Source organism: Glaesserella australis (assembly GCF_003260095.1).
GTDB classification, from domain to species: domain Bacteria; phylum Pseudomonadota; class Gammaproteobacteria; order Enterobacterales; family Pasteurellaceae; genus Glaesserella; species Glaesserella australis.
Genome location: NZ_PTPX01000002.1, coordinates 33,906 through 58,205, shown reverse-complemented (window position 1 = coordinate 58,205; position 24,300 = coordinate 33,906). Strand labels below are relative to the sequence as shown.

Genomic DNA, 24,300 nt, shown 5'->3' with positions numbered 1-24,300 from the left:
AAGTCGATTGATTTATACTGAGATTCTAGTAGAATGTGCGCTCGGCTTTTTGCCGTAAAATTTTAGGGAAATAGCTGGGTCGCCTGCTATTTTTATCTTAATGGAACCTGAGGTTCCCTTTTTATTTATGAGAATTTAATTATGTCATTCAAATTTGAAGCTGAAGTTCGTTCGGCGCAAGGTAAGGGTGCGAGCCGCCGCCTGCGTCACAATGGTCAAGTGCCTGCAATCATCTACGGTGGTAAAGCAGAAGCTGTATCAATCATCTTAGACCACGACAAAGTAAACAACGCACAAGTACACGATGCGTTCTACAACGAAGTTTTAACTATCGTTGTTGCTGGTAAAGAAGAGCAAGTAAAAGTACAAGCGATTCAACGCCACCCAACTAAACCAAAACTCGTTCACTTAGACTTTAAACGCGTTTAATGAACAAAAACCCACTGAATGCAGTGGGTTTTTTTATTCCTATCCTAATGAAAGATCCCCTTTGTATCTATTAAAACTGTCTCATTTATCTCGTTATAATTCAAGCTTTTAAAAAGATCGTGATCAACTAATATCACAAGAATATCCACTTGTTCTATTGCACATTTAAGATCGGTCAGAATAACTCCCTGACTGAGCAAATTATTCGGTAATACTTGAATATGTGGTTCTACCACCAAAACCTGATTAGGATAATCGTGAGCTAATTTTTCTGTAATATATAACGCGGGACTTTCTCTTAAATCATCAATATTTGCTTTAAATGTCAAGCCTAAACAAGCAATTCTTAAATCATGGATAGACTTTGTCGGCTGCCCTTTTAAAATAGTAACTACCGCTTCATTGACTTTATCAATCACCCAATTAGGTTTACTATCATTAACGTCTCTGGCTGTTTTAATTAATTTAGCCAATTCTGGAGATTTATTTACAATAAACCAAGGATCAACGGCAATACAATGCCCACCAACACCACAGCCTGGCTGTAAAATATTTACTCTTGGGTGATGGTTTGCTAAGGAAATCAATTCCCAAACATTGATATTTAATTTATCACAAATCATTGATATCTCATTTGCAAAAGCAATATTAACATCACGGAAAGCATTTTCGGTCAATTTACACATTTCCGCTGTACGACTATTTGTTATCAAACACTTACCTTTAACAAAATATTGATATAATCTGACCGCTTGTTCTGAACAGGCTTGAGTCATACCACCAATAATGCGATCATTTTCCATTAATTCATGCATGATTTTCCCTGGCAACACCCTTTCAGGACAATAAGCAATACGAATATCTGAATACTCCCCTAACTGCTGTGGAAAAGTCAAATCGGGGCGAGATGTCGCTAACCAATCAGCTAAAAGTGCTGTCGTTCCTACAGGGACAGTCGACTCTAAAATAATAATATTCCCTTTCTGCAATACAGGGGCAAGAGACTGAATAGCAGATTGAATATAACTTAAATCAACTTCATGTGTTTTATGATCTACAGGCGTAGGAACTGCAATCAAAAAAGCATCACTTGCTTCTGGCGTTGTACGTGCAAAAAATGTGTTTTGCTTTATACACGTTTTTAAGGCAATCTCTAATTCTGGCTCAACAAAATGAATTTGACCTCGATTAACCATATTAATAATATGTGAGTTTATATCAACGCCACTGACTTTTATGCCAGATTGAGCAAACGCAACCGCCGTAGGCAATCCCACATAGCCTAATCCGATGACAGAAATATGATTAAATTGAGTCATAGCATATCCCCTTTATTTAAATTCTGTAGAATATCTAAAATAGCTTTAGCTGCCTGACCATTACCATAAAAATGACTTATCTTTGCCATAGAAGAAAATTCTTCTATATTTTCTAATAATAAAGAAACATGTTTAATAATTTCTGCTTGTGATGTACCAATCAATTTAATATTCTTATTTTCTACTGCTTCATTTCTTTCTGTCACATCACGAATAACTAATACAGGTTTACCTAGATACGGAGCTTCTTCCTGGACACCACCTGAATCTGTTAAAATAAAATAAGATTTATCCATTAAATAAATAAAAGACAAATAATCTTGAGGTTCGATTAAATGAATATTAGGCTTATTTGAAAGCAAACGATGCACAGGTTCAAATACATTAGGATTTAAATGTACAGGAAAAACAAATTGAACGTCAGAATACTTTTCAGCTAAACATAAAATTGCTTGGCAAATATGTTCAAAGGATTCACCTAAATTTTCTCTACGATGTGAAGTAATAAGGATAAATTGCTTTTGATTTAAATAATGAAACTTCCTATTTAATTGTTTTCCAATATTAGTATTACTATTTAATTTCCTTATCGTCATTGATAAAGCATCAATGACTGTATTACCGGTCACATAAATATGCGATGATTCTATATTCTCTTTCAATAGATTTTGTTTAGCATATTCTGTCGGGGCGAAATGATAATTGGCTAATACTGCCGTGAGTTTCCGATTGCCTTCTTCAGGCCAAGGAGAATAAAGATTACCTGTTCTTAAACCTGCTTCAATATGGGCAATATTAATTTTATGATAATAGCCTGCTAATGATATAGCAAAAGTTGTCGCTGTATCTCCATGAACTAAAATAATGTCAGGTTGATAACTTTCTAAAACGGACTCAATTTTTATTAATATATGAGAGGTTAATTCCGATAATGTCTGCTGACTCCCCATGATATTAAGATCATAATCAGGTTTTATCTCAAAAAAATCTAATACTTGATCAAGAACTTGACGATGCTGACCTGTCACACAAACTTTAAAATCGAGAGCTCTATGCTGAAATTCTTTAATTAATGGTGCCATTTTTATGGCTTCTGGGCGAGTACCAAAAACAATAAGAAATTTCATAGAAAACCACCTAATACTTCTAATAAAAAATCCCCATTTCATTTATATTTAATACGAAATGAGGATATACCCATATTAATCTTAACAATATATTTATTGAGCTTCAGATTCAGCAAGAGACTTATCTAATTGAATATTACTCACTAAACCTTTATTATCAAAATGAACAAATAAGGTGCGTTGAATAGGCTCATCATGTCCTTTACGTAAAATAAATACATAAGTCCAACGATTTTGAGCAAATGAATCTCTTAACATTGGTGTGCCAAGTAAATATTGTACTTGCTCTTTATTCATTCCAACTTGGAGCTGATCAATCTTATCTTGCTCTAAATAGTTACCTTGTGGCACATCAATGCGATAAACGACTTTTTTTACTGTAGAACAAGCAGTTACACCCAAAGCAAGTAATAAAACAGCAATCAGTGATTTCATTTTCATAGTAGATAACCTTCTTTTCAAAAACTTTGGCGATTATACCGAAATCGCCGATTAAATGTCATTATTTATTACGTTCTAGCTGATCACGCAGATTAGCTGGCAATCCTTTGATAGTTAAAGTATCATTTAGTTCATCCCAAATAATACGTTGAGACAATAATTCTGCATCAAAGCTAATCGTTACCCCTTTGCCTGAACCTGAGTATTTGGTTAAGGTTTTCAAGGCGTTACGCACAGGGGGAATGCTTTCTTCTAAGCCATATTCTTGCTGTTGGGTGAAGTCCGCAAATTCAATTTCATTGAGTGTTGGCAACGAAGCGGAAAGTTCGCTGATCGCAATTTCTTCGCCACTGTTAATTTGCCCTTTGCAGTAATCAAATACCTGCTTTTTCACCGCTTGTGTTTGGTTGCTGTCTAACTCGCCCTGTTCGCAATAATCGCTCACCGCTTGCAACAAGGTTTGATTTTGCAACTGCGGATTTAAGCCTTCTTCTGCCCCTAAAAAATCCATAAAGAAATCAGCCACTTTTCTGCCCACTCGCCCTTTGATAAAGGTGAGATAGCGGTTTGATTGTGCATTATGTTTGAGTTCCGTGAGATTAATACGACAGGCGATATCGTATTGGGTAATGTCGAGATATTCAGTGCGTTTGACTTCCAATTTTTCATCAACCAACATTGATGCACGGCTATCAATCAAGGCAATAAACAGATACTCTGTGGCTAAAAAGGTATAACGGCAGAGAATAAAAGTACCGCCCGATGCAAAAGGATATTTCACCAACTCAGTCGCCAACATTTTGGCACAGCTATGACTAAACGGCAAAAACTCGGTTTCCGCTTCTAACAAGCGGTTTAATTGCTGGGCAAAAATGGATTCCGACTGAAACACGCCATAGGCTTTCGCTTTATTTTGGTAGGCTTGATGAAGTTGCAACATCATCTGTTCAGCTTCAGGGGTAATCGTTAAAAGATCTTCTCGCAATATAGTGTTTAGTTCAGGCGTTTCACTTGCTGTTTGATGAAGTTGGTGTAAAACAATTTCGGTGACGTTGATGCTCATTATATTCTCACTGGGGTTGTTTTGATTGAAAACAGATAAATTTGAATTTCGCTATTATAACTATTTACAAACCATAAAAAAACTTTCAAACTCTAGGGGCTGTTGATAATTCAGCAAAAGGTAATGAAAAGTAGGGACACACTGAGTGTGTCCGCAAGCAATGTATCAACAAAATGATATATTTAACAATAAAACGGACACACGCAGTGTGTCCCTACACTCTTTTTTACTTCACAAGGAGATTCTATGACAACCGTTATTCATACAGAAAATGCCCCAAAAGCGATTGGACCTTATGTACAAGCAGTCGATTTGGGGAATTTAGTGCTGACTTCAGGGCAAATTCCTGTTAATCCACATACGGGCGAAGTGCCGGCGGAAATTAAGGCTCAAGCTCGTCAATCCCTTGAAAATGTGAAAGCGATCATCGAACAAGCGGGTTTATCTGTGGCGGATATTGTAAAAACCACCGTATTTGTTAAAGATTTGAACGATTTTGCAACGGTGAATGCGGAATATGAAGCCTTTTTCCGTGAAAATAATCACCCAAATTTCCCTGCTCGTTCTTGCGTTGAAGTCGCTCGTTTGCCGAAAGATGTTGGCATTGAGATTGAAGCGATTGCGGTGAGAAAATAAGCAATGAACAAAATTCTGCCAAATTGGTCTGTGCCTGATTTTGTTCACGCTTTCACGACAACCCGTGAGGGTGGGGTAAGTCAAGCCCCTTTTGATAGTTTCAATCTTGGCGATCACGTTAGCGATGATCCTAAATCGGTGCAAGCTAACCGTGAGATCTTGCACGAACAGGGCAATTTACCGCATTTTCCCATCTATTTGACCCAAACTCACAGCACAAGAGTTATTCGCTTGCCTTACGCAGGAGATAACCTTGAAGCCGATGCAGTTTACACCAATCAAGCGAATCAAGTCTGTTTGGTGATGACCGCCGACTGTCTGCCAGCATTGTTTTGCAGTAAAGATGGGCGAGAAGTTGCTGCGGCTCACGCAGGTTGGCGTGGTTTGTGCGATGGCGTGTTAGAAGCAACCGTTGCCGAATTTGAATGCGATCCTGCAGACATTAGCGTTTGGCTCGGACCGGCGATTGGACCAACGGCGTTTCAAGTGGGTGAAGATGTGATTGAGCAGTTTGCAGCGGTTGATCCCCAAGCACGAGAAGCCTTTGTGCCTGATGAATTGATAAACGGTAAGTTTCTCGGCGATCTTTACCAAATTGCTCGCCAGCGTTTAAACAAACTTGGTATTACCGATATTTCAGGGGGCGATTACTGTACCTACTGTGATGCAGAACAATTTTTCTCGTATCGTAGAGACAACGTCACAGGGCGAATGGCAACACTGATTTGGCGTAGTGAATAGAAAGTTGGCACGACCATTCGTGCCAGTTTTTAGATGATTTTGGTCACAAATTCACTTTTCAAATCCACCAATGGCAACGCCGAATCTCCCCATTGTCTTAATAATTGGACTTTCATTAAATCTAACGTATCCAATCCTGCTAAGGTATTAGGCGTATATTGATACGCCAAACGAGCTAATTGGCTCAAGCCCAAACTTGACTCAATACTTGAACTGATGACGGCGATCAAGCCTTGATGATGTGCTTGTTCAATCAAAGCCACACATTTGTCAATAGAGCCAACAAGAGTTGGTTTGATGATGATAGCGGTAAGATTCGGCTCTTTTTTTACCAAAAAATCTTTTTCTCGCACCGTTTCATCCCACGCTATTGCAATGCCCGATTGCATCGCAAACTGACGAGACATTTCAGGAGTTCTGCACGGCTCTTCCAAAAATTGAATACGATGTTTACGCTCTGGAGCAATTTTGCTTGCAAAGAGCAACGCTTTCTCCAAGCTCCACGAGCGGTTAGCATCTAAGCGTAATTTCAAATCGGGAATGGCTTCCAAAAACATATCAGCGATTAACCCATCACGGTTTGCTTCATAAAGCCCCACTTTGATTTTGGCGATTTTTTCCCCTTGCATCTGTTCAAGCTCCACATAAAGCTCATCAGGATCGCCATAGCAAAGTGGCACGGTGTGAAAATTAGCCTGTTCGCCTAAAGTACCGTCCAGTTCTGCCAATGCACAGCTGATACCAAAGGCAACGGAAGGGGGATAATCATCGAGTGATTCATCTTGATTCGCAAGCCATTTTTCAATCCATTCACGAGTCGCCATTTCCGCTTGAGCCAAAGTTTCAAGGCTAAATTCAGGCAAAGGCGCAATTTCACCCCAACCTTCTTTATCATCTTGTTGCAAATGAATAATCAAACCTTCTCGCTGTTTTAAACGGCGATTGCGTAAAATAACCCCTGTTTCAACAGGAATAGCGTAGAGGTAAAGTTGGGCGGTTTTCATATGAATCCTTACAGTAGAAAATGTTTAAGTTAAGATCTGTTAATCATTAAATTTAGTCAAAATGTTGATTGTAACAACACTGTTCAATACTCTATAAAAATAAATTCAAAGTGATGAAATTAGCTGTTCAACAGCTCTTCCAACTCCCCCTGCACGTCCAACCATTCCATCTCCACATCTTCCAACGCTTTTTTCGTAGCGACTTGTTTTGCCAGTGTGTCGGTGAGTTTCGCTTTATTTTCGGCTTCGTAAATATCAGGGGAAGCAAGCGTTTCTTCCAATGTGGCTAAACAAGCGGTCAGTTTTTCGAGATCTTTTTCCAACTGCGTCAATTTCTTGCGAAGTGGGGCGGTTTGTTGGCGTAACTCGGCTTCTTGACGCTTTTGCTCTTTGCGGTTTACCGCACTGTTTTCATTTGTGGAAGCGGTGGGATTGTCGGCTTTTTTTGCAAGTTCAAGTTGAGCATTTAGCTCGTTGAGCCATTTTTGGTAATCGTCCAAATCGCCGTTAAATTCTTCCACTTTGCTGTCGTGAACCAGATAAAATTCGTTCACGGTACTACGCAACAAATGGCGGTCGTGGGAAACGATCACAAGCGATCCTTCGTACTGGGTTAAGGCTTCCGTTAAGGCTTGACGCATATCGAGATCTAAATGGTTGGTCGGTTCGTCCAATAGCAATAAATTCGGGCGTTGCCACACAATCAGAGCCAACACCAGCCGAGCTTTTTCACCGCCCGAGAACGAACTGACCGCTTGTTTGACTTTGTCGCCGTGAAAGGCAAAGCCGCCCAAATAGTTACGAAGTTCCTGTTCGGTCTTTTCAGGGGCAAGGCGAGCCAAATGCCACAAGGCATTTTCATCGGCTCTTAAAGTGTCCAGCTGATGTTGAGCGAAATAGCCAAGCTGAACGCCTTTTGCCAGTTGGGTATGCCCCGATTGAGCCTGAATTTCCCCTGCTAACAGTTTGATCAGCGTTGATTTACCCGCCCCATTTCGCCCAAGTAAGCCGATACGAGAACCAGGAACTAGATTGAGTTTGACTGATTGCAACACGGTTTTGTCGCCATAGCCTGCACTCACTTTTTCCATCATTAACAAAGGGTTAGGTAATGAAAGCGGTTGTCTAAATTCAAAAGAGAATGGGCTGTCCGCATAGGCAGGGGCGATCAGCTCCATTTTCTCAAGGGCTTTAACTCGGCTTTGAGCCTGTTTTGCTTTGCTGGCTTTGGCTTTGAAGCGGTCAATAAATTTCTGCAAATGTGCCATTTTCAGCTGTTGTTGCTGATAAGCTGCATTTTGTTGAGCCAATTTGACCGCTCGTTGAATTTCAAAAGCACTATAATTGCCCGTGTAGTCGAACAGTTTTTGCTGTTCAATGTGCAACACTCGGTCGATAATCGGATCGAGAAAATCTCGGTCGTGGGAAATCAGTAGCAAAGTACCACGATAGTTGCTCAGCCAACGCTCCAACCAAATCACCGCATCTAAATCCAAGTGGTTGGTCGGTTCGTCCAGCAATAGCAGATCGGAACGGCAGATCAGGGCTTGAGCCAAATTCAACCGCATACGCCAACCGCCCGAGAAAGACTTGACAGGCAGTTGTAGCTGTTCCGTGCTAAAGCCTAAGCCGTTTAACAAGGTGGCGGCTCGGGATTGAATGCTCCACGCATCAATGGTGTCAAGTTGAGCGTGGAGTGTCGCAATCAAATTGCCGTTGTTATCAAGATTCGCTTGCTCCAGTTGAGCGGTGAGTTGGGTATATTCTCGGTCGCCTTGAATCACATAGTCAATCGCAGGTATATCAAGGGCGGGCGTTTCTTGGTTCACCCACGCCATTGACCAATTTTTCGGATAACTGGCTTCACCACCTTCGGCAGACAGCTCATTTTTTAGCAAGGCAAACAAAGATGATTTGCCACAACCATTTTTGCCGATTAAGCCGACTTTTTGCCCTGTGTGAATAACGGCGTTTGCTTGTTCAAGTAAGATCGTTTGACCACGTTTTAAGGTTAAATCTGTAAAAAAAATCATTGAAATTTGAATAAGTTATTTGGTTTTAGGGGGAATTTGTTGCACAATAACGACATCGTTTTTTTAATCAAGGAAAGTAAATGTTTGACTCGTTAGTTGTCCAGTTTGTTGTACTTTGGGCGGTAATTGACCCGATAGGCTCAATTCCCGTTTACTTAGCCAAAACCGTCGGTTTATCTCCCGATGATCGCCGTAAGATTGCCCGTAATGCGATTTTAATTGCGGCGGGGATTTTACTCTTTTTCTTAGTTTTAGGACAGTGGTTACTTGACGCAATGCAAATTCCGCTCTCGGCATTCCAAATTGCAGGGGGCTTAGTCTTGTTGCTGTTTGCCTTAACGATGATTTTTGGGGAAAGCAAGCCCGATCAAGAAATCAAAATGAAAAGTAACTTGCATGAATTAGCCGTTTATCCCCTTGCAGTGCCGTCCATTGCATCACCTGGCGCGATGATGGCGGTGGTGTTGCTGACCGATAACCATCGTTATAGTTTTGGTGATCAGGTTGTCACTACAGGGATTATGTTATCCGTCTTGTTGATCACCTATCTGTTATTTTTAATTGCAAACCGTATCCAACACTTTATCGGACACGCAGGGGCGGCGATTATCAGTCGTGTAATGGGGTTAATTCTCTCTGCGGTCGCAATTAACAACATCTTGCTTGGGCTGAAAGATTTTATTACACAGGCACAGATGGGGTAATCCATTTCCTAAATGGAATAGGTTACATATTTTGTAGGGGCGGGGTTTATCCCTGCCCGAATTTACATTTAATGGGCGGGGATAAACCCCGCCCCTACAAATCATTTATAGGTACACAAAATGTCTCTACTCCCTCTTTCTCAAGCATTAGACACAATGCTCAACCAACTTCCACGCCCTGCGTCTCAAGAAATTCTGCCGTTAAATCAAGCGGTTAATCGCCTTTGTGCGGAAGATATTTTCTCACCGATTAACGTGCCGAATTTTGATAATTCTGCAATGGACGGCTATGCGGTGCGAATGGCGGATCTTGAACAATACCAAACGTTTAAAGTTGTTGGTAAAGCCTTTGCAGGTAGCCCATTTTTAGCCGAAATGCCACAGGGTTGTTGTGTGCGGATTATGACGGGGGCGAAAGTGCCAGCCGAAGCGGATACGGTGGTAATGCAAGAAGATACCACCTTAAATGCTGACGGCACTGTGACTTTCAACCGTTCGCCGAAAAAACAGGGCGACAACGTGCGTTGTGTTGGTGAAGATGTGAAACAAGGGGATTTAGTGTTGGCAAAAGGCAGTTTGCTGAATGTGGCAAGTCTGCCGTTGTTGGCTTCGTTGGGGATTGACAAAGTGGCGGTTTACCCACGCTTGAAAGTGGCGATTCTTTCTACAGGCGATGAACTCGTTTCGGTCGGCAACCCATTGCAAGACGGGCAAATTTACGACACCAATCGCTTTACGTTACGTCTGCTACTTGAGAAGATGAATTGCGACATTCTCGACTACGGCATTTTGCCTGACGATCCTGTGCTGTTTGAAAAAGCCTTTACAGAAGCTCAACAAGCAGCCGATGTGCTGATTACCAGCGGCGGTGTTTCGGTGGGCGAAGCGGATTTCACCAAAGACGTACTAGAAAAACTGGGGCAGATCGGCTTTTGGAAAATTGCGATGAAACCAGGCAAGCCGTTTGCCTTTGGTAAATTGGAAAAAGCGTGGTTCTTCGGTTTGCCAGGTAATCCTGTGTCTGCATTAGCAACCTTCTACCAACTGGTGCAACCTGCGTTGTTAAAGCTAGCGGGCAGTTCCGATGAAAAAATTGCAAATTTCTCGCCGAAACTGACCGCTTGTGCCGCTGTTCCGTTGAAAAAAGCGGTCGGTCGCCAAGACTTCCAACGGGGCTTTTTCTATGCCAACGAACAAGGGCAACTTGACGTGAAAAGTGTTGGCACACAAGGCTCACACATTTTCAGTGCCTTTAATGAAAGCAACTGTTTTATCGTGCTTGAACAAGAGCGTGGCAATGTGGCTGTGGGCGAGCAAGTGGTTATTCAGCCGTTTAATTATTTATTGAGATAATATGGAACTCACCGATCACGAAATGTTACGTTACAACCGTCAAATTATGCTCAAAAGCGTGGATTTTGACGGTCAGGAAAAGCTCAAAGCCAGTCGAGTGTTGATTGTTGGTTTGGGCGGTTTGGGCTGTGCGGCAAGTCAATATCTTGCCAGTGGCGGCGTAGGGCATTTGACGTTGGTGGATTTTGATACAGTTTCTCTTTCCAACCTACAACGCCAAATTTTGCATACTGATGCAACCCTTAATATGCCAAAAGTACTTTCAGCGAAGCAACGTTTGTCGGCACTTAATCCACATATTGAGATTGAAACCATTAATGCTCATCTCACCGAAAGTGAATGGGTGGAGCTTATTCCGACTTTTGATGTGGTGTTAGATTGTACCGACAATGTCGATATTCGTAATACGCTTAATTTGCTCTGTTTTCAGGCAAAGCGACCGCTTGTGTCAGGCTCTGCCATTCGGTTTGAAGGGCAAGTGAGTGTATTCAGTTATCACCAAGATGAGCCTTGCTACCAATGTTTAAGCCAGCTTTTCGGGCAAAATGTATTGAGCTGTGTGGAAGCAGGTGTGATTGCTCCGATTGTTGGGGTGGTCGGTAGTTTGCAAGCCTTAGAGACAATCAAAGTGCTTTTAAATATCGGCAAAACCTTATCAGGAAAATTATTGATGATCGATGGATTACATTTTTCTATACGTGAAATGAAACTGCCGAAACAGTCAAATTGTGTGGTTTGTAGTAAAGAACAAGATTAAAATTCACCCATTATTCAAGAATTGAAAAGTTGAGTCTAGCCATTTGACGAGATGGCTGAATTTCCCTACTATTCACATCGTTATGTTCCTCCTTAGTTCAGTCGGTAGAACGGCGGACTGTTAATCCGTATGTCGCTGGTTCAAGTCCAGCAGGAGGAGCCAAACGATTTCCTCCTTTAGTTTTTGCTTTTGGTCTTGTTTTATTTGTCTCCTTTTATAAAACAGTAATTCACACATTCTCGAATTAGATCAAAAGAATTAGCACTCAGTTTGAGTGCTTTTTTTTTGAAAAAAGGCATATAAAACTTGTTTTATATGCCTTTTCTTCTACTCATCTAAATCTGTAAAATCTATATCCTTCTCTGGTTGTTCTAAAGCATTATCACATAACCAATTTGCTAAACGGGCATAATCGGCAAGAGAAAGATTTTCAGCTCTAGAATTGAGATCTATCCCTAATGCATCTAACTGTTCTACACTAAATAGTGTTGAAAGGGCATTACGTAAAGTTTTACGACGTTGGTTGAAAGCCTGTGTCGTCACGCGATTTAGCCAGTAAATATCTTTCACGGGGTGCGGTAAAGTTTTGTAAGGTACTAAGCGCACCACAGCAGAATCTACTTTCGGGGCTGGCTTAAAGGCTGACGGAGGTACTTCTAACACAGGCATCACTTGACAATAATATTGTGCCATAATGGTTAAACGCCCGTATGCCTTGCTGTTTGGCCCGGCACATAACCGCTTAACGACCTCTTTTTGCAGCATAAAATGCATATCTTGAATTAAGTCATGAAACTTAAACAAATGGAACATCAATGGCGTTGAGATGTTGTAAGGTAAGTTACCAAATACTTTAACCGGCTTACCATTTAAAGCAAGGCTGTCAAAATAGTCACGGAAATTAAAACGCAACGCATCTTGCTCAATTACCGTTAATTTTTGATGTAAAAATGGGTGATGACGTAAACGTTCTGCAAGATCACGGTCAAGTTCAACTACTGTTAAATGATCAACCAAATCCGCCACAGGTTCCGTCAAAGCTCCTAAACCAGGGCCGATTTCCAGTAAAAACTGATCTTTTTGCGGATTAATTGCCGCCACAATATTATGAATTACATTCTGATCATGTAAAAAGTTTTGACCAAAACGTTTACGAGCAGTATGCCCAAGATGTTTTTTTGAATTTGAACTCATTGAATATCCTAATAAGCGGTGACTTTCCCGCTATTTTTTACACATTTAATAAAATAAAGAACCCCGCAAGTGCGAGGTTCATCAAATAAATTCAATTTAGAAATATTTAATTTCAGATTTACTTTTTAATACTTTAACCCAATCTTTTGATGCCGCTTGAGCTTGCTTATCTACAAGTTGCTCATAAGCTTTCTGTAAATAAGCATCTTCTGTACGGTCACCCTGACGAGTATCTGTGACTTTTAAAACATGCCAACCAAATTGTGATTTAAATGGAGCAGAAATCACCCCTATTTTACTTTTTTGTGCAACTTTAGCAAAGGCAGGATCATAAACATCTAAGAAATTAAAGCCTAAATCTCCACCATCTGCTCCAGAAGCATAATCTACAGAGTTTGCTTTTGCTGCATCTTCAAAAGTTGTTTTACCTGCTTTAATATCTGCAACAAGAGAAACTAATTTTGCTTTTGCTTGAGCATCATTTAAAACTGGTGTGGTCTTAATCAAAATATGACTTACACGATGTTCCGTTCCTGTTACTGTCTGTAACTTACCAGAAGATTTTGCCTTTTCTAACAACTCTTTAGCTAGGGATTGAACTTGTTGTGGCTCTACTTGTATTGTTTTACCAATACTCTGCTGACGAACTTGTTCCATTAGCATTTGGTGAGCAATTTGTTGGCGATATTGATTTAATGTAATACGTTGAGAATCCAAATAGTCAAGTAACTGACCATAAGTAATCCCATTTTGGATAGCAATATTTTCAATAACCTGATCAACATACGCATAATTTATTTTAATACCAGATTCTTGAATAGCACGTTGAACAACAAAATCATCAATAACGCTCTCTAGTGCAGCCTTACGATTCGCATCCGTATTCGCTTTCTTACCTAGTGCCTGTTTTACTTGGCTTTGCATAATAGGATAACCATCCACTGTTGCAACAACCCTTTCTTCTGCACTCACGGTTGAAAACGCTAATAAAGCAAAACCTGCAATAAATAACGATCTTACTTGAGAAAACTTCATGTCTATTTCCTTAGGTGATTAAACTAATAACTCTTATTTAGAAGCCTATTTTACTAAAAGGTTCACAAAGATTGAATCTTCTTAATAACATTACTGGTCGAACAACCATTTTCAAAGTTCAACACTCGTACTTCGCCACCATTTGCCCAAACTTCTTCGCTACCTGCAATCTCTTCAGGCTTGTAATCTCCGCCTTTTACCAATAAATCTGGCAAAATTTCGCCGATTAAACGCTGTGGGGTATCTTCACCAAAAGGCACAACCCAGTCCACTGACGCTAGACCTGCCAATACCGCCATACGAGCATCTAACTCGTTGATCGGGCGAGTTTCGCCTTTTAAGCGTTTTACCGACGCATCAGTATTTACCGCTACAATTAATCGGTCGCCTAATTTACGAGCATTTTCAAGGTAAGAAACGTGTCCTGGGTGAAGAATATCGAAACAGCCGTTGGTCATCACAATTTTCTCACCACGGGCTTTTGATTGTTGCACAATGGCTTTTAATTCCGATTCTGAGACCACGCCAAAACCTGTTTCTGCACGTTGGTGAATGGCTTGTTCTAATTCGCTTGGGCTGACGGTTGATGTACCTAATTTGCCAACCACAACACCAGCAGCAGCATTGGCTAGATAGCAAGCTTCTTCTAAAGGACGACCATCTGCAATTGCTGTCGCCAACACGCTGATCACCGTATCACCTGCCCCTGTGACATCATAAACTTCTTTCGCTTGGGTTGGTAAATGGAACGGCTCTTGATTTGGACGAAGTAGCGTCATTCCCTTTTCTGAACGGGTGATTAACAACGCTGTAAGATCGAAATCAGCAATCATTTTTAAGCCTTTCGCCACAATCTCATCTTCATCTTTACAATGCCCTGCCACCGCTTCAAATTCAGCCATATTTGGCGTTAATAAAGTCGCCCCACGATAACGCTCAAAATCCGTACCTTTCGGATCGATAAGCACAGGGACATTCGCTTGGCGAGCAATTTGGATCATCTGTTGCACCGCATCTAACGTCCCTTTGCCATAATCTGACAGCACTAAAGCACCGTAAGCGGTTACTTCCGCCGATAATTTTGCAAGAAGTTCTTGGCAATCTAAATTGTGAAAACCTTCTTCAAAATCCAAACGGAGCAACTGTTGGTGACGAGAGAGAATACGCAATTTGGTAATGGTTGGGTGTGAACTGACCGCTACACATTGATTTTGAATGTGATGTTCGCTAAGTAGCTTATCCAACGCACGCCCAGCGTCATCTTGTCCAATTAAACCGTGTAAAGTGACAGGCACATTCAGGCTTGCAATGTTCATTGCCACGTTTGCCGCACCACCTGCTCTATCTTCATTCTCTTGCACTTTGACCACAGGCACTGGAGCTTCGGGCGAAATTCGATTGGTCGAACCAAACCAGTAACGGTCTAACATCACATCACCGAGTACAAGCACTTTGGCATGGTTAAATTGTGGAGAATATTGCATCATCATAATGTTAATCTCAATTATTTTTTGCTTTTCTTAATAAATTTCATCAAACGCTTACGTTTACGTAACTGGCTTGGGGTTAATTTATTTTTCTTGCCCGCAAATGGGTTATTTCCTTCTTGGAACAAGACACGAATCGGCGAACCGATAATTTTCAAGCTCTTACGGAAATAGTTCGACAAATAACGCTTATAAGAATCAGGCAATTTTTCGATCTGATTACCGTGAATCACAATGATCGGCGGATTATAGCCTCCTGGGTGAGCATATTTTAATTTCACACGGCGACCGTTTACCAACGGCGGTTGGTGATCGTCTGTAGCTAATTGTAAAATACGAGTGAGCATCGAAGTGGTCATCTTCTTGGTGGCACATTGATAGGCTTCTTGAATTGAGCTAAACAAGTTACCCACGCCACTGCCGTGCAAGGCTGAAATAAAATGCACTCGAGCAAAATCAATAAAATCTAAACGGCGATCTAGCTCTGATTTCACATTATCTTTCACATCTTGCGACAAGCCGTCCCATTTATTCACCACAATCACAAGGGATTTCCCAGCATTGAGAATAAAGCCCAAGAGCGATAAATCTTGATCGGACACGCCATCACGAGCGTCAATGGTGAGCAACACCACATTCGCATCTTGAATAGCTTGCAAGGTTTTAATAACTGAGAATTTTTCAACGGCTAAATGCACCTTACCACGCTTACGCACCCCAGCGGTATCAATGATAGTATATTGCTGACCATCACGTTCCATCGGAATATAAATCGAGTCACGGGTTGTACCAGGCATATCGAAAACCACCACACGCTCTTCGCCTAAAATACGGTTGGTAAGGGTTGATTTACCTACATTTGGGCGACCAACAATGGCGATTTTGATGTTTTTATCGTCTGCTTCTTCCTGATCTTCTTCCAACGCTTCATCTAATAACGCCGTATCTTCTTCGTTATCAAAATCAAAGTCGCTATCCCATTCATCTTGCTCATCATTTGCAATATTTTCGTCAGAATCAACCGCTTGTTCTTCTAATTTTTCTGCAAGGGGAGCCAACACTTGCTCGATAAGCTGTGTAACGCCACGCCCTTGTGCCGCCGCAATCGGCTCAACTTCGCCTAAGCCTAATTGATAAAATTCCGCAATATGCGAGTCGGCATCAATCCCATCGGTTTTGTTCGCCACCACCACTGTGGTTTTATCACGTTGGCGAAGATATTGTGCAATCCCCACATCCGCAGGCAACAAGCCAGCACGAGCGTCCACCAAAAACAGCACCACATCCGCTTCTTCAATAGCAAGCAGCGACTGCTCTGCCATTTTTTCTTCTACGCCCTCTTCAGTGCCGTCAATACCGCCCGTGTCAATCACAATAAAGTCGTGTCCAGCAATGTTTGCGTGACCATATTTTCGGTCACGGGTTAAGCCGGGAAAATCCGCCACCAACGCATCACGGGTACGGGTCAAGCGGTTAAATAACGTAGATTTTCCTACGTTTGGTCTGCCCACAAGGGCAACAACAGGAGTCATATAAACCTCATTAAAAATTAGTTTGCGTTAAGTTAAATGGACGCAAAATGGCACTATTATAGCGTAAATTCTAAAATAGCGGGAAAGAGAAAATGAAAAATCCCACCACAAGCGGTGAGATTTCATGAAAATTTTGCAAATTTGCAACAACATCTATTTTTTTTGCTCTTCTGCCCTTTTGCGTCGAATCTCTTTCGGATCAGCAATTAAAGGGCGGTAGATTTCAATGCGATCGCCATTTTCGACCAAATCCGTCAATTTCGCAGGACGACTAAAAATCCCGACTTTATTTTCACGCAAATCAATTTCGGTATATTTTTGTAGCACGCCCGATTGCAAAATTACATTTTGAATAGAGAGCGGGCTATCTAATTCTAATTTCTTCAAAAAGTATTTATTTGGGTGAGCATAAACTACTTCCACCACGATTTTTCCGTTTTCAGACACCATACACCTCTTTTGCACGCTGTTTAAAGGCATTGACCATTTTGAGCGTTAATTCATTAAAAATTTTACCAAATACCATACTAATCATTGGACTTGAAAATTCAAATTCCAACTGCAAGCTGATTTTACAACTCTGTTCATCAAAAGGTTGAAATGTCCAAGCTCCGTGTAAATAGCGAAATGGACCATTTATCAGTTTCATTGTGATTTTTTCGTTTGGAATCATGGTGTTATGGGTACTAAAACGCTGGCTGATGCCGAGTTTTTGGATCACCAATTCGGCGTTTAGTTCGTTATCACCCAAACTTAACGTTGTTGCACCAACACAGCCTGATAAAAACTGTGGGTATTTTTCATAATCATTGACGAGCCGATACATCTGTTCGGCACTATACGGCACAAGGGCGGATTGATTGACTGTTGGCATAATGAATTGAGTTTGCTAAAAAATGGCGATAGTTTACCACATTACAAGCGGTCGGTTACTGTCAATTTTTTGCAAATGAGAGTACAATCTCGTCATTCTTTATTTAGGTTAAATAAGAGACACAAAGAGGTAACAATGCAAAATGAACCTATTCGCTTAACCCAATATAGTCACGGTGCTGGCTGCGGTTGTAAAATTTCCCCAAAAGTGCTTGAGCAAATTCTGCATACAGAACAAGCCAAATTTATCGATCCGAATTTATTAGTCGGTAACGAAACCAAAGATGATGCGGCGGTGTACGATATTGGCAATGGTGTTGGAATCGTCAGTACCACCGATTTCTTTATGCCGATTGTCGATGATCCTTTCGACTTTGGGCGAATTGCCGCCACCAATGCGATTAGCGATATTTTTGCAATGGGCGGCAAGCCGATTATGGCGATAGCGATTTTAGGCTTTCCAATCAATAAGTTACCTGCCGAAGTTGCTCAACAAATTGTCGAAGGCGGTCGTTTTGCTTGCCAACAGGCGGGCATTGCTTTAGCGGGCGGACACTCTATCGATTCACCTGAGCCGATTTTTGGTTTGGCGGTCACGGGCATTATTTCAACGGAACAGGTGAAGAAAAATGCGTCCGCACAGGCAGATTGTGAGCTGTATCTCACCAAACCTTTAGGTATCGGCGTGCTGACCACCGCAGAAAAACAGGGCAAATTACAGCCTGAACATAAAAATTTAGCTCGTGATGTGATGTGTCAAATGAACTTAATCGGGGCGGAATTTGCCAAAGTGGAAGAAATCACGGCGATGACCGATGTGACAGGCTTTGGCTTACTCGGGCATTTGGCGGAAATCTGTCAAGGCTCAAACTTGCGAGCGGAAGTCTATTTCGACCAAATCCAAACCCTTGACGGCGTAAAAGCCTATATCGTACAAGGGGCTGTACCGGGCGGCACAAATCGCAATTTCGACAGCTACGGACATTTAATTTCGCCATTAAGCGATGAACAAAAAGCGATCTTGTGCGATCCACAAACGTCAGGCGGTTTACTGATTGCGGTGAAACCACAAGCGGTCGAAACTGTTAAAGAAATTGCAAAAGCAGCAAATGTTGCACTTTATCCTGTGGGCAGATTGCTTGAAGCGGATAGTGAAAAAGCGTTGATTGAAGTGAAATAGATGTCCAAATGGTAGGGGCGGACCGATGTGTCCGCCCGAAACACCTGAGATATAAATGGGCGGACACATCGGTCCGCCCCTACAAATTGGTACTTGTGATGAAACAAAATCTTGATGTGGTAATTATCGGCGGAGCCATTACTGGCTCTGTGTTGGCGTTAGCATTAAGTTCTGTCTGCCAACACCAAATGCAGATTGCGATTGTCGAAAAAAATGTGCCGAACTACGCCGAACAAGGCGGTTTTGATGCTCGTTCTATCGCTTTGGCGTATGGTAGTTTGCAAAAATTAGCCCAAATTCGACCGCTTGCATTAAACGGTGATTTGGCTCAGTTGGTTTATGCGATGGCCACGCCGATCAAGCAAATTCAAGTATCAGATCAAGGGCATTTTGGCAAAACTACCTTAAAAGCTGATGAACTACGCTTATCTGAATTGGGCGTAGTGGTGGAGCTGGCAAAACTGGGGGAAAAGCTCTCTAACTTGATTTCCCAACAGCCGAACATTGAACTCTTTTGCCCTGATACTGTGGCGAATATCGAACGTACAACAGAGCAGTGCGAAATCACCTTGCACAGTGGCAAAGCCTTGACCGCTCAACTACTGGTGGCGTGTGACGGAATTCAATCTCAAGTGGCACAACAATGTGGCGTAAACACCCAATTCATCAAGGATTATCAACAATCGGCGATTATTGCCAATGTTATGTTAGCCGAACCGCACCGCAACCACGCTTTTGAACGCTTTACTCATCAAGGTCCTTTTGCCCTGTTGCCATTAAACGAAAAAATGATGTCGCTGGTTTGGTGCGTTGCCGATCCGACAGAGCCAATGGCAATGTCCGACAGCGAATTTTTACACGCTTTACAGCAACAATTTGGCTGGAAACTCGGCAAGTTTTTACAGGTTAGCAAGCGGTTTGTTTATCCCCTTTCTTCGCAAAAAAGCGAAAGCCATATGCATCACCGCCTAGCTATTGTCGGCAATGCATCACAACTGTTGCACCCTGTGGCAGGGCAAGGGTTTAATCTAGGTATGCGAGATCTGTTTGAGTTAGCTACACAACTTGGCAAAGTCTTTGCACAAGGAAAAGATTTAGGCGATCACGACATCTTGCAAGCCTTTGCACAACAACGCCAAGCCGACCAAACTCGTATTATGCAAAGCACAAGCGGACTGATTTCGCTCTTTAGTTGCGAATTTTTACCAATGCAAGTCGCTCGCAATCTAGCCCTTTTAGGCTTATCTCACTGCTCACTGGCTCGCAATGCGGTGGCTCATCGGGCTTTGGGGTGGTAATTTTTCATTTTTAAATATGTTTACACAACTCCAACATCAACTACACAAATTCGTCCAACGTGGGTTGGATAATCATCTACGCCTTGCGGTAACAGGCTTGAGCCGTAGTGGAAAAACGGCGTTTATCACCAGTCTTGTCGATCAACTTTTGCATATCGGCACGGGCGATAATGCCCATTTGAACCTGTTTGCCCCTGCTCGTAACGGGCAAATTATCTCGGTCAAACGGGTGGAGCAGCACGATCTCACCATTCCCCGTTTTGAGTACGATAAAAATCGCCAATGTTTTGAAAAGGATCCGCCTAGTTGGTCGCCGTCCACAACGGGTATTAGTGAAATCCGCCTTGCGATCCGCTATCAACGCCGTGATAGCTTACTTCGCCACATCAAAGAGACTAACACGCTCTACCTTGATATTTTTGACTATCCGGGCGAATGGCTGTTAGACCTACCGTTACTCTCGCAAGATTTCAAAGAATGGTCGCAAAATCAACAACTTGTACATAAAGGCGAACGAGCAGAATTGGCTCAAGGCTGGCTTGAACAGGTGAAACAGTTGGATCTTACGGCAAAAACCGATGAAAATTTGTTAGCAAAATTAAGTGAAGATTACACCTCTTACTTGCTCAAATGTAAAGAAGTCGGAATGCAATATATTCAGCCAGGGCGGTTTGTGTTGCCTAATGCAGAGCGTGGTGCGCCAGTCTATCAGTTTTTCCCTTTGCTTGATCTCAGCGAACACGACTGGGAACAGCTTGAAAAAAGCCCTGAACAGAGCATTTTTCACACCTTGAAAAAACGTTATCGCCACTATCAGCAGAAAATCGTCAAGCCGTTTTATGAAGATTACTTCTCACAGTTTGACCGCCAAGTGATTTTAGCGGACTGCCTGACACCGCTCAACCATAGCCACCAAGCCTTTATCGAGATGAAAACAGGCTTGCAACAGCTGTTTAAACATTTCCATTACGGCAACCGTTCGCTGTTTAGTCGCCTGTTTTCGTCCAATATCGACAAACTACTGTTTATCGCCACCAAAGCGGATCATATCACTAGCGAGCAACTGCCGAATTTGGAGAGCCTAATGCGACAGCTGGTACAAGAGGGCGGACGACACGCCGAATTTGAGGGAATTGAAACGGGCTATCAAGCCATTTCCGCCATTCGAGCCACCGAACCTGTGATCGCCACCCAAAACGGACAGAGCTTTAAAGCGATTCGAGGCGTGCGTTCAAGCGATCACAAAGTCGTGACACTTTACCCGGGCAGTGTGCCAAGTCGCTTGCCTGACGCAAATTATTGGCAAAACAACCGCTTCGAGTTCGATCAATTTGAGCCGAAAAGGATCGACTTCAGTCAACCGATCCCCCATTTGCGAATGGATGCTGTGTTGCAGTTTATCTTAACGGATCGGTTTGATTAACGACACTACGCTTTTTGGATTTGACGAATCTCTCCATTTTGCTCATCAATGACCGCTTGAATACCAAAGGCGGTCATTAAATTTTCTTGGTTCAATACAGCACGAACAGCCCCACTTGCCAGCAATTTCCCTTTATTCAGTAGAATAATTTCATCGCAAAAACGATAAGCTAAATCCAAATGATGAATAGCCACCACGCAGGTTTTTTGTGGTGTGAGTGATTTAAACTGTTCCATAATATCAAGCTGATAATAAGGATCGAGCGGTGCGATGGGTTCATCAGCAAGCAATAAGGGTGTATCTTTAATACAACAACGAGCCAGTTGAACTCGTGCCTTTTCGCCCCCTGAAAGTTGGCGGAAGGGTTTATCTAGCAAGGTTTCAATGGAAAATTGAGCGGAAACCGATCTCACTTTTTCTTGTTCATCTTTGGTCGGTGTCGGCAAGCCGAGAGCGATCACATCATAAACCGAGAGATCCCAATAAATTTGCGTATTTTGTGCAAGATAAGCAAGTTGCTCGCTTTTCTGCTTTGCCGTCATTGTGGACAATTTGCAATTTCCTAGCCAAATTTCACCGCTTGTAAGCGGTAAGATCCCTGCAATACTTTTCAATAATGTGGACTTTCCAGCCCCATTCGCCCCCATAATACCGACCAGTTTCCCCTGCGGAATTTTGCCGTTGATATGGGATAAGCCGTAGGCAAGGGATACATTTTCAAGTCTAATCATGGGCAATTCTCCGTTGTTGGGTGAGCAAAATCCAAATCAAAAACGGAGCGCCGATAATGGCGGTCAGCGTGCCGATATAGATTTGTGAGAAAAACGGGATATACAAAATACAGAGATCGGCAATCAGTAAAATCAATGCCCCGATCAGACCGCTGGTGAGATAAAGTTGAGACGGACGTTTTTTCAGCATAACTCGAGCCAAATGTGGTGCGATTAAGCCGATAAAGCCAATCGTGCCAGTTTGTGGAATGGTTGCCCCGACTAATAACGCTACGCCCAGTGTGGTGATAAAAAAGCTACGCTTCGGATCAACGCCCATTGTGCTGGCGGTTTCTTCGCCAAAAGTCAACAAATCGAGATAACGGCGTTGTTGATAAAGGCAGAATAACCCGAGTAGTACAATCGGTAAGGAAATCAACAAGGTATCCAATTTCGCCCAAACCAGTGAACCTTGCAACCAGCGATATAACTCCGCCAATGCCCAAGGGCTTTCGGCGTTAGAAAGCAATAACGCGATTGCCGAACCGAGCAACATATTGACCGCTACGCCACTTAAAATCATCATCGTGGAGCCGTGATTTTTAGCGATTAGGTAAACCAACAGAAAGCTCGCCAACGCTCCCAACACGCCGCCAATCAATAACAGCGTAAACGGTACAGAAAAATAGTAGAGCATAAACACGCTCGCCGTAGTTGCTCCGTTCGCACTGCCCAACAAACCTGGACTTGCCAACGGATTTTGAAAAATCCCCTGCATTGCATTGCCTGCTACCGCTAAACTTGCCCCAGTTAGAACCGCCAATAAAATTCGTGGCAGACGAATATCCCATAGTACCAACGGACGCATATCGGTGATGATTCCCTCAGCGTTTTTAAGTGCGGAAAAACTGCCAAGATCGTACCAGCTAGCAAGGCTCACCAAGCTAACCAGCAGGATAAACAGGATCAAATTAAGTCGGATTATATTCATTCTCTTGATATTCTAATTTTTGTAACGGCATTTGCTCTAACTGTGCTAAAGCGGTCAGTTGCGAACGGGCAAGGTTACGCAGCTCAATCATTCGTGCTTTTTGCTCAACGCCTTTGCTAATTAAAATCGCATTATAGCTCTCCATATTTGCAAGCACTAATAATTCCGTCAAATTTGCATAATCACGGATATTGCCCGTTAAATTCGGATTTTCATCTCGCCACTGCTTCGCCCTTTTGTTAAATAAAGCCACATTCAACAAATCTGCTTCACTGGCATATTGATAACTAAGTTGATCGGCGGTTAAATCTGCTAAGAGATAGTTTTTTATTGCATCGGTATGAAGTTTGTAATTCATTTTGGCGATTTCACGGTGTAAGTTCCATTTTCTTGAGAAACTCGAATTTTCATTGTTTTTCAACCGTTTATAATCCTGAATAATATACAACTTAAACTCAGGTGAAATCCAAGATGCAAATTCAAGAGCAATTTCGCTATGAGCAAAAGTACCGCCATATCTCCCCGACTTTGACACAATGCCTATAGCATTAGTATTTTCAATCCACTTTTGTGGTGTCATTGTAAACCGATTTAAGCCCGAATCACTTCTAAAGGTGTCGAATTGCACACGGTTAAAATAGGGATTATTTAAAATTTCCCATAGTCCAACAAATTCAATAGTATTGCGGTTGCGTAACCAGTTTTGAATGACAAATCTAGGATCGTCTGCATTTTTGTATTTTGCAATATCCGTCAAACTGATGTAATCATTCACAAAATCAGATGTGTAGATATTGATGTCAATACCCTGTGCGGAGATGGTTTCTTTAACAAGTTTAGCGTTCATCAAAGTTTCCTTTCTATATAAAAACACACTTGAAATTATATACAGCACATTGAAATAGAAAAGCGTCAATAACGAATTTTGCGATCTTGATCGAAAAATTAAAATTTATCACTTGCAAAAAAT

24 protein-coding genes and 1 tRNA gene are annotated in these 24,300 nt (G+C 42.0%); 10 read left to right on the top strand and 15 right to left on the bottom strand.

Annotated features, from left to right (window positions below):
- The first annotated feature begins 141 nt into the window (after window positions 1-141).
- Window positions 142-429: a 50S ribosomal protein L25 gene (gene rplY / locus C5N92_RS01110; RefSeq protein WP_111749046.1), complete on the top strand. Its 288-nt coding sequence runs from the start codon at window positions 142-144 to the stop codon at window positions 427-429.
- 44 nt (window positions 430-473) lie between these two features.
- Here rplY and wecC read toward each other — a convergent pair whose 3' ends face one another.
- From wecC to yejK, 4 genes are all read right to left on the bottom strand, one after another.
- Window positions 474-1,748, bottom strand: coding sequence for a UDP-N-acetyl-D-mannosamine dehydrogenase (wecC, locus tag C5N92_RS01105; protein WP_111749045.1), 1,275 nt, complete (start codon window positions 1,746-1,748; stop codon window positions 474-476).
- The gene (wecB, locus tag C5N92_RS01100) at window positions 1,745-2,875 is read right to left on the bottom strand and encodes a non-hydrolyzing UDP-N-acetylglucosamine 2-epimerase (protein ID WP_111749044.1); all 1,131 of its coding nucleotides are present in this window, start codon (window positions 2,873-2,875) and stop codon (window positions 1,745-1,747) included. Before wecB ends, wecC begins: the two co-directional genes overlap by 4 nt.
- Window positions 2,876-2,968: 93 nt before the next feature.
- Window positions 2,969-3,316, bottom strand: a complete 348-nt coding sequence (gene bamE, locus C5N92_RS01095; protein ID WP_111749043.1) for an outer membrane protein assembly factor BamE — start codon at window positions 3,314-3,316, stop codon at window positions 2,969-2,971.
- Between the two features lie 61 nt (window positions 3,317-3,377).
- Window positions 3,378-4,379 carry a nucleoid-associated protein YejK gene (gene yejK / locus C5N92_RS01090; RefSeq protein ID WP_111749042.1) on the bottom strand — a complete coding sequence of 334 codons (1,002 nt, stop codon included), beginning with the start codon at window positions 4,377-4,379 and terminating at the stop codon, window positions 3,378-3,380.
- 246 nt (window positions 4,380-4,625) lie between these two features.
- Between yejK and C5N92_RS01085 the strand changes: the two genes are divergently transcribed.
- Complete coding sequence (locus C5N92_RS01085) at window positions 4,626-5,015, top strand: RidA family protein (RefSeq protein ID WP_111749041.1); 390 nt, start codon at window positions 4,626-4,628, stop codon at window positions 5,013-5,015.
- Between the two features lie 3 nt (window positions 5,016-5,018).
- Window positions 5,019-5,756, top strand: a complete 738-nt coding sequence (gene pgeF / locus C5N92_RS01080; protein ID WP_111749040.1) for a peptidoglycan editing factor PgeF — start codon at window positions 5,019-5,021, stop codon at window positions 5,754-5,756.
- Between the two features lie 29 nt (window positions 5,757-5,785).
- Here pgeF and menC read toward each other — a convergent pair whose 3' ends face one another.
- Together menC and C5N92_RS01070 are read right to left on the bottom strand one after the other, a co-directional pair.
- Complete coding sequence (gene menC, locus C5N92_RS01075; RefSeq protein ID WP_111749039.1) at window positions 5,786-6,760, bottom strand: o-succinylbenzoate synthase; 975 nt, start codon at window positions 6,758-6,760, stop codon at window positions 5,786-5,788.
- Window positions 6,761-6,879: 119 nt separating this feature from the next.
- Window positions 6,880-8,793, bottom strand: a complete 1,914-nt coding sequence (locus C5N92_RS01070) for an ABC transporter ATP-binding protein (RefSeq protein ID WP_111749038.1) — start codon at window positions 8,791-8,793, stop codon at window positions 6,880-6,882.
- Window positions 8,794-8,873: 80 nt separating this feature from the next.
- Here C5N92_RS01070 and C5N92_RS01065 point away from each other — a divergent pair, with 80 nt between their 5' ends.
- The 4 genes from C5N92_RS01065 to C5N92_RS01050 all read left to right on the top strand — a co-directional run bounded on the left by C5N92_RS01065 (window position 8,874) and on the right by C5N92_RS01050 (window position 11,769).
- Window positions 8,874-9,497, top strand: coding sequence for a MarC family protein (locus C5N92_RS01065; RefSeq protein WP_111749037.1), 624 nt, complete (start codon window positions 8,874-8,876; stop codon window positions 9,495-9,497).
- A gap of 120 nt (window positions 9,498-9,617) precedes the next feature.
- A complete protein-coding gene (moeA, locus tag C5N92_RS01060; RefSeq protein ID WP_111749036.1) occupies window positions 9,618-10,850 on the top strand; it encodes a molybdopterin molybdotransferase MoeA in 1,233 nt (410 codons plus the stop codon).
- Between the two features lies 1 nt (window position 10,851).
- Window positions 10,852-11,607 (top strand): molybdopterin-synthase adenylyltransferase MoeB, encoded by a 756-nt coding sequence (gene moeB, locus C5N92_RS01055; protein WP_111749035.1) that lies wholly within the window; start codon window positions 10,852-10,854, stop codon window positions 11,605-11,607.
- Between the two features lie 86 nt (window positions 11,608-11,693).
- Window positions 11,694-11,769 (top strand) — tRNA-Asn (locus tag C5N92_RS01050).
- Between the two features lie 165 nt (window positions 11,770-11,934).
- On the opposite strand, the gene rsmA is transcribed toward C5N92_RS01050, so the two are convergent.
- The 6 genes from rsmA to C5N92_RS01020 all read right to left on the bottom strand — a co-directional run bounded on the left by rsmA (window position 11,935) and on the right by C5N92_RS01020 (window position 17,729).
- Window positions 11,935-12,801 (bottom strand): 16S rRNA (adenine(1518)-N(6)/adenine(1519)-N(6))-dimethyltransferase RsmA, encoded by an 867-nt coding sequence (gene rsmA / locus C5N92_RS01045; RefSeq protein ID WP_111749034.1) that lies wholly within the window; start codon window positions 12,799-12,801, stop codon window positions 11,935-11,937.
- A gap of 96 nt (window positions 12,802-12,897) precedes the next feature.
- A complete protein-coding gene (locus tag C5N92_RS01040) occupies window positions 12,898-13,836 on the bottom strand; it encodes a peptidylprolyl isomerase (RefSeq protein ID WP_111749033.1) in 939 nt (312 codons plus the stop codon).
- Window positions 13,837-13,898: 62 nt separating this feature from the next.
- A complete protein-coding gene (gene hldE, locus C5N92_RS01035; RefSeq protein WP_111749032.1) occupies window positions 13,899-15,326 on the bottom strand; it encodes a bifunctional D-glycero-beta-D-manno-heptose-7-phosphate kinase/D-glycero-beta-D-manno-heptose 1-phosphate adenylyltransferase HldE in 1,428 nt (475 codons plus the stop codon).
- A gap of 14 nt (window positions 15,327-15,340) precedes the next feature.
- Window positions 15,341-16,855, bottom strand: a complete 1,515-nt coding sequence (gene der, locus C5N92_RS01030; RefSeq protein WP_111749031.1) for a ribosome biogenesis GTPase Der — start codon at window positions 16,853-16,855, stop codon at window positions 15,341-15,343.
- 153 nt (window positions 16,856-17,008) lie between these two features.
- Entirely contained in the window at window positions 17,009-17,305 is a 297-nt protein-coding gene (locus C5N92_RS01025; RefSeq protein ID WP_111749030.1) for an RnfH family protein, read from the bottom strand.
- Entirely contained in the window at window positions 17,295-17,729 is a 435-nt protein-coding gene (locus C5N92_RS01020) for a type II toxin-antitoxin system RatA family toxin (protein WP_111749029.1), read from the bottom strand. The genes C5N92_RS01025 and C5N92_RS01020 overlap by 11 nt, the downstream gene beginning before the upstream one ends.
- A gap of 135 nt (window positions 17,730-17,864) precedes the next feature.
- Here C5N92_RS01020 and selD point away from each other — a divergent pair, with 135 nt between their 5' ends.
- From selD to C5N92_RS01005, 3 genes are all read left to right on the top strand, one after another.
- The gene (gene selD, locus C5N92_RS01015; RefSeq protein WP_111749028.1) at window positions 17,865-18,908 is read left to right on the top strand and encodes a selenide, water dikinase SelD; all 1,044 of its coding nucleotides are present in this window, start codon (window positions 17,865-17,867) and stop codon (window positions 18,906-18,908) included.
- 98 nt (window positions 18,909-19,006) lie between these two features.
- Window positions 19,007-20,206, top strand: coding sequence for a 2-octaprenyl-6-methoxyphenyl hydroxylase (ubiH, locus tag C5N92_RS01010; RefSeq protein ID WP_111749027.1), 1,200 nt, complete (start codon window positions 19,007-19,009; stop codon window positions 20,204-20,206).
- Window positions 20,207-20,222: 16 nt separating this feature from the next.
- On the top strand, window positions 20,223-21,629 hold the full coding sequence (locus tag C5N92_RS01005; protein ID WP_111749026.1) for a YcjX family GTP-binding protein: 1,407 nt from the start codon (window positions 20,223-20,225) through the stop codon (window positions 21,627-21,629).
- Window positions 21,630-21,634: 5 nt separating this feature from the next.
- Here C5N92_RS01005 and C5N92_RS01000 read toward each other — a convergent pair whose 3' ends face one another.
- The 3 genes from C5N92_RS01000 to C5N92_RS00990 are packed head-to-tail and all read right to left on the bottom strand — an operon-like array spanning window position 21,635 to window position 24,177.
- Complete coding sequence (locus tag C5N92_RS01000; protein WP_111749025.1) at window positions 21,635-22,360, bottom strand: ABC transporter ATP-binding protein; 726 nt, start codon at window positions 22,358-22,360, stop codon at window positions 21,635-21,637.
- A complete protein-coding gene (locus tag C5N92_RS00995; RefSeq protein WP_111749024.1) occupies window positions 22,353-23,330 on the bottom strand; it encodes a FecCD family ABC transporter permease in 978 nt (325 codons plus the stop codon). Before C5N92_RS00995 ends, C5N92_RS01000 begins: the two co-directional genes overlap by 8 nt.
- Complete coding sequence (locus tag C5N92_RS00990; RefSeq protein WP_111749023.1) at window positions 23,311-24,177, bottom strand: KilA-N domain-containing protein; 867 nt, start codon at window positions 24,175-24,177, stop codon at window positions 23,311-23,313. Before C5N92_RS00990 ends, C5N92_RS00995 begins: the two co-directional genes overlap by 20 nt.
- Between the last annotated feature and the right edge of the window lie 123 nt (window positions 24,178-24,300).